Source organism: Streptomyces boluensis, assembly GCF_009908195.1.
Taxonomy (GTDB): domain Bacteria; phylum Actinomycetota; class Actinomycetes; order Streptomycetales; family Streptomycetaceae; genus Streptomyces; species Streptomyces boluensis.
The window spans coordinates 1-4,900 of the sequence record NZ_JAAAHS010000494.1; the positions used below are offsets into that span (position 1 = coordinate 1).

Here is a 4,900-nt window from a genome sequence, read left to right on the forward strand (position 1 = left end):
GGTGGGCGGCGCGCCCTTGCCGTACTGCTGCCGCTCACGCTGCTCGGCGTCCTGGCGGACGGGGTCACGGCGCCGGAGGCACGGGCCGCCGCGTCCTCGGGTGCGGGTGCGGGTACGGGTTCGAAGGCCTTGACCGCGACGGCCGCCGGTGCCGGACCGCAGGCGGTGCTGCCCGGTGCCGTGCCCACGGTGGTCACCACTTCGCGGTTCAGCCCGGAGGGGTTCCTCTTCGCGGGAGTCGAGGAGATCGACACCGAGAAGGGGCCGCTGAAGGTCATGGTGCTGAGCATGAAGGCGGCGACGCTCACCGACTACGTGAGCACCACCCGGGATCCGTCGGACGCCCAACAGGTCCTCGGCGCACGGAACTTGGAGCTGCGCGGCAACGTCAAGCTGTATCTGCGCACGTTCCACGGCTGCATCGAGGGCAGCCCGGTGTGCGTGACGTTCTCGCCCGAGACGCTGCCCACCCCGCCGGTGGTGCCGCCGTTCGTGTTCCTCACCCGCGTACGGGCCGAACAGGCGCTGGTCACCACGGACTCCCTGAACGTGGACGGCTTGCGCATCCAGTCCACGGACGAACCCGCGCCCGACGACTCCGTACCGGAGGGGCCACTTCCCGGCGAAGAGGGCGCGGGCTCAGGTGGCCAGGAGGACGACCGGCCGGGCGGCGGGCACGAGGACGGTGACAGCGGGGGCGAACCCGATTCCGGTGGCACCCCGGGTTCCGGTGACGCCCGCGACGGCGTACTCACGCTCCGCGAGCCGCGCCGGGAGGCCACCGACGTGCCGTGGTGCGAGAAGGTCACGCTAACCGTCGGCAACACCGGCGGCCGGGCCGTGTCCGACGGCACCGTCGTCTTCGAGACCGACATCGTCGGCGCGCTCGGCGTCACCTGGTCCACGGAGACCTCACGGCACGCGCTGCCCGGAACGCTCGACCCCGGTGAGCGCCGCACCCACACCTGGAGGGTCTGCGTACCCGAACGCCACGCGCCCGCCTTCCTGTTCGGCCGCCACCTCGAACACCGGGCGACCGCTGTCCACCCCGACGGCCGCTCGGAACAGGTCGACGTACCCCGTTCCTGACGTACCCCGTTCCTGAGGGCGCACCACCCGTACGTACGGCTCCGACGCGCGCACCACGACCGAGGGACGAGGACGCATGAGAGGGAGCAGGAGCGGGCGCGGGGTCGGGCGGCGGGAGTTCGCCGGGCAGCGGGTGTTCATCACCGGCGCGGGCGGCGGGATCGGCGGCGCGCTCGCCGAACGCGCCGCCGCCCAGGGCGCGTTGCTGTTCCTCACCGACTGCGACGAGGACCGGCTGGCCGCGACGGCGACGCGGGTACGGGCGGCGGGCGGCACCGTCGTCCACACCGCGCCCGCCGACATCCGCGACCACGAGGCGGTCCGGGCCCTGGCCGCCGCGACGCACGCGCGCGGCGGGCCGATGGACATCGTGATGAACGTCGCGGGCGTCTCCGCCTGGGGCACCGTGCGCGGGCTCGAACACCGGCACTGGCGCACCATGGTGGAGGTCAACCTGATGGGGCCGATCCATGTGATCGAGGAGTTCGTGCCCTCGATGATCGACGCGGGGCGCGGCGGCCACCTGGTGAACGTGTCCTCGGCCGCCGGGCTGCTCGGTCTGCCGTGGCACGCGGCGTACAGCGCGGGCAAGTTCGGGCTGCGCGGCGTCAGCGAGGTGCTCCGCTTCGATCTGCGGCGACACCGGATCGGGGTGAGTCTGGTGTGCCCCGGCGCGGTGGACACCCCGCTCACCGAGACCGTGGAGATCGTCGGCGTCGACCCGGCCGACCCGGCCGTCGGCCGGCTGCGCCGACGCTTCCGCCGGTACGCGGCCACGCCCGACGAGGTGGCCGTCGCCGTGCTGGACGGGGTGCGCCGCAACCGCTACCTCGTCCACACCTCGTCCGTGGTGCGGTTCGCGCACGGTACGCAACGGCTCTGTCCACCGCTGTACGCCTGCCTGATGCGGCTGCTCAACCGCCGGGCGCACCGGGTGCTGGAAGCGGTGGCCGGGAGCACGCGGTGACGGGCCGAGGTGGTACGCACGGGGCCCGGATCCGGCCGGGTGGCCGGCGTGAAGTCGGCCTGGCCACCTGGCTGTTCAGCCGTCTCGCCGGGCTCGTCACCGGGACGCGGGCGCCCGCGCTGTTCCTCACCCTGGGACGGAACCGGCCGCTGTTCCGTGGCTGGCTGCACTTCGCCGGACGGCTGATGCCGCGCGGCACACTGCCCCGCCGGGACACCGAGCTGGTCATCCTGCGGGTGGCCCATCTCGCCTCCTGCGCCTACGAGTTCACCCATCACGTACGTCTCGGGCGCCGCTTCGGGGTGACCCCGCACGACGTACGCCGGGTCGTCGAAGGCCCGGAAGCCGTCGGCTGGTCGGAGCGTGAGCGGGCGCTGCTGACCGCGGTCGACCTGCTGCACACGGACCGTGACCTGGACGATCCGGCCTGGGAGCGGCTGCGCGCGCACCTCGACGAGGCGGCCGTCGTGGAGTTCCTGCTCCTCGTCGGCCACTACGAAATGCTGGCCACGGCCGTCGCTACACTGCGCCTTGAGCCCGACCCGGAGCGCGGAGGCAACGTGGCACACGCAACGGCAGATCCCCCGCCGACCCGCCCGCTGCCCAGCGGCCGGCACCGCCTCGCCCGTGAGCAGGTGGTCGCCTCGCAGCGGGTGCGGATGCTGAAGGCCATGGCCGAGGCCATGCAGGAGAAGGGCTACATCGGGACGCCCGTCGCGGAGATCATCCGCCGGGCGGGGGTGTCGCGGGAGACGTTCTACCAGCAGTTCCGATCCAAGCAGGACTGTTTCATCCAGGCACTCGACTCGGCCGCCGACGTGCTCGCCGCGCTGATGGAGGTCCCCGAACGCTCCCGCCGCTCCGGCGCCGGGGCCGGTGAACCGGCCGTGGCGTTCCGGGCGTTGCTGCACATCTACCTCCGTACGCTCGCCGAACGCCCGGCCCTGGCCCGGCTGTTCCTCGTGGAGATCTACGCGGTGGGGCCGGAGGCCATCGGCCGCCGCAACGCGATCCAGGCCCGGTTCCGGGACGCCATCGCCGACATCTTCGACGCGCACTCCGAGGAGCGGCTGTTCGCCTGCGAGGCGCTCGTCGCCGCCATCGCGCAGCTCGTCGACGCCCGGCTCGTCGCCGAGGACCTCGACGGGCTTCGCGCCCTGGAGGAACCGCTCGTGGGCCTCGCCGGGCGGATGCTCAGCGCCTGACCTCGCGTACGGATTCGGCTGGTCACCCGGCCGCCGCGAGCTCCCCGAGCAGCGCCCAGGTGCGCCGCCGGTCGGCGGGACCGGCCAGTTCAGTAGCGGAGAAGACCACTTCCGTGGCCCCGGCGTCCCGGTAGCGCCGGACCTCGGCGGCGACCGTCTTCTCGTCCCCGATCACGGCGACATCGGCGGCCCTGCGGCCCCCGGAGAGCTCGATGACACGGGCGTACGACGGGATCTGCTCGTAGAACGCGAGCTGTTCGGTGGCCCGCGCGCGGACCGCCTCCACGTCGTCGGTCACCACACCGGGCACGAGCGCGACGATCCGGGGCGCGGGGCGGCCGGCGGCCTCGGCGGCGGCGGTGACGGCGGGCACGATGTGCTCGCTCAGGGCGCGCGGCCCGGCGAGGTACGGCAGGATGCCGTCCGCCAACTCGCCGCTGGCGCGCAGTGCTTGGGGTCCCATCGCGGCGACGAGCAGCGGCACACCCGCTTCGGCGCCGGGTACGCGTGCGGGCATCGGGGTGCGGGCGGTGAGCAGTTCGCCCTCGAAGTCGGCGGTGCCGGTCTCGGTCAACTGCCGTATCGCGGTGAGGAATTCACGGAGCCGGGCGACGGGCCGCTCGAAGGGCAGGCCGAAGCCCGACTCGGTGAGCAGCTTGGTGCCGAGGGCGAGTCCGAGGTGGTAGCGGCCGTGGGTGGCGGCCTGCGCGGTCAGGGCCTGCCCGGCGACGGTCAGCGGGTGGCGGCCGAACACCGGTATCGCGGAGGTGCCCACCTGCAGTCCGGGCACCTCCCGGCCGACGATCGCCGCGAGTTGGGGCGAGTCCGCCCCGAAGGTCTGCCCGAACCAGGCCGACCGCAGCCCCGCCTCGGCGGCCTCGCGCGCGAGGTGCACGGTGGCGTCGATCTGGTTGTCGGGGTCGGTCGCGTTGAGTGCTACTCCGATGCTCATACAGCCAAGAACCAGCACCGCGCGGGGCCGCATTCCGGTTCCCGTGTGACGGCTCGATGTCAGTCGTGTGTACGCGCCCGCTGCCGGTACGGTGCGCTCATGCCGCCCTGGACCATCCGCCCGCCACACCTGCCGACGTCGAGGCCGTGGCCGAGCTGCGGGCCGTCGTGCTCCGCGCCGACCTGGAGCGGCTGGGACGGTACGACGAGCGGCGCGTACGGCAGCGGCTGCGCGACGGGTTCGAGCCGGGGCACACCTGGGTGATCGAGGCCGACGGCACGTTCGCCGGCTGCGTGGCCCTGCGCCCCGCCGAGGACGCGCACTGGCTCGAGCACTTCTACCTCGCCCCGCACCTGCAGGGCGGCGGCATCGGCACGGGTGTGCTGCGCGCGGTCCTCGACCGGTGCGACCGCGACGGGACGCCGGTCCGCCTGAACGTCCTGCGGGGCAGCCCGGCCCGACGCCTGTACGAACGGCACGGCTTCACGCTCGACGCGCAGGACGCGGTGGACGTGTATCTGGTGCGTGCCCCCGCGCCCGGCGTCAGCTCCGCCTGACCGCGCCCAACTGCGCCCGGTCCAGGCCCGGATCGGTGAAACCCTTCGCGACGGCGGCGAGCACCTTGGCCATGGCCTGGGCCGGCGGGGTCGCGGGCCGGGAGTGGGCTCGGGCCAGGAGGATGCGGCG

Annotated in this window: 4 protein-coding genes and 1 pseudogene; 4 read left to right on the forward strand and 1 reads right to left on the reverse strand. The window is 73.7% G+C overall.

The window, feature by feature from the left end; translation table 11 throughout:
• The 3 genes and pseudogenes from GUY60_RS34480 to GUY60_RS39335 form a co-directional block, all read left to right on the forward strand.
• Window positions 1–1,089: pseudogene (locus GUY60_RS34480) on the forward strand (hypothetical protein); the annotation flags it as partial.
• A gap of 76 nt (window positions 1,090–1,165) precedes the next feature.
• Window positions 1,166–2,056 (forward strand): SDR family oxidoreductase, encoded by an 891-nt coding sequence (locus tag GUY60_RS34485; protein WP_161705136.1) that lies wholly within the window; start codon window positions 1,166–1,168, stop codon window positions 2,054–2,056.
• The gene (locus GUY60_RS39335; RefSeq protein ID WP_312866535.1) at window positions 2,053–3,261 is read left to right on the forward strand and encodes a carboxymuconolactone decarboxylase family protein; all 1,209 of its coding nucleotides are present in this window, start codon (window positions 2,053–2,055) and stop codon (window positions 3,259–3,261) included. Before GUY60_RS34485 ends, GUY60_RS39335 begins: the two co-directional genes overlap by 4 nt.
• Window positions 3,262–3,283: 22 nt before the next feature.
• Here GUY60_RS39335 and GUY60_RS34495 read toward each other — a convergent pair whose 3' ends face one another.
• On the reverse strand, window positions 3,284–4,213 hold the full coding sequence (locus tag GUY60_RS34495; protein WP_161705138.1) for an LLM class F420-dependent oxidoreductase: 930 nt from the start codon (window positions 4,211–4,213) through the stop codon (window positions 3,284–3,286).
• A gap of 65 nt (window positions 4,214–4,278) precedes the next feature.
• Between GUY60_RS34495 and GUY60_RS34500 the strand changes: the two genes are divergently transcribed.
• Window positions 4,279–4,770, forward strand: coding sequence for a GNAT family N-acetyltransferase (locus GUY60_RS34500; protein ID WP_376771353.1), 492 nt, complete (start codon window positions 4,279–4,281; stop codon window positions 4,768–4,770).
• Window positions 4,771–4,900 lie beyond the last annotated feature (130 nt).

Excerpts from the sequence above, each read along its gene's own strand:
- GUY60_RS34485 (WP_161705136.1), top strand. The coding sequence starts at position 1,166 with ATGAGAGGGAGCAGGAGCGGGCGCGGGGTCGGGCGGCGGGAGTTCGCC.
- GUY60_RS34495 (WP_161705138.1), bottom strand. The coding sequence starts at position 4,213 with ATGAGCATCGGAGTAGCACTCAACGCGACCGACCCCGACAACCAGATC.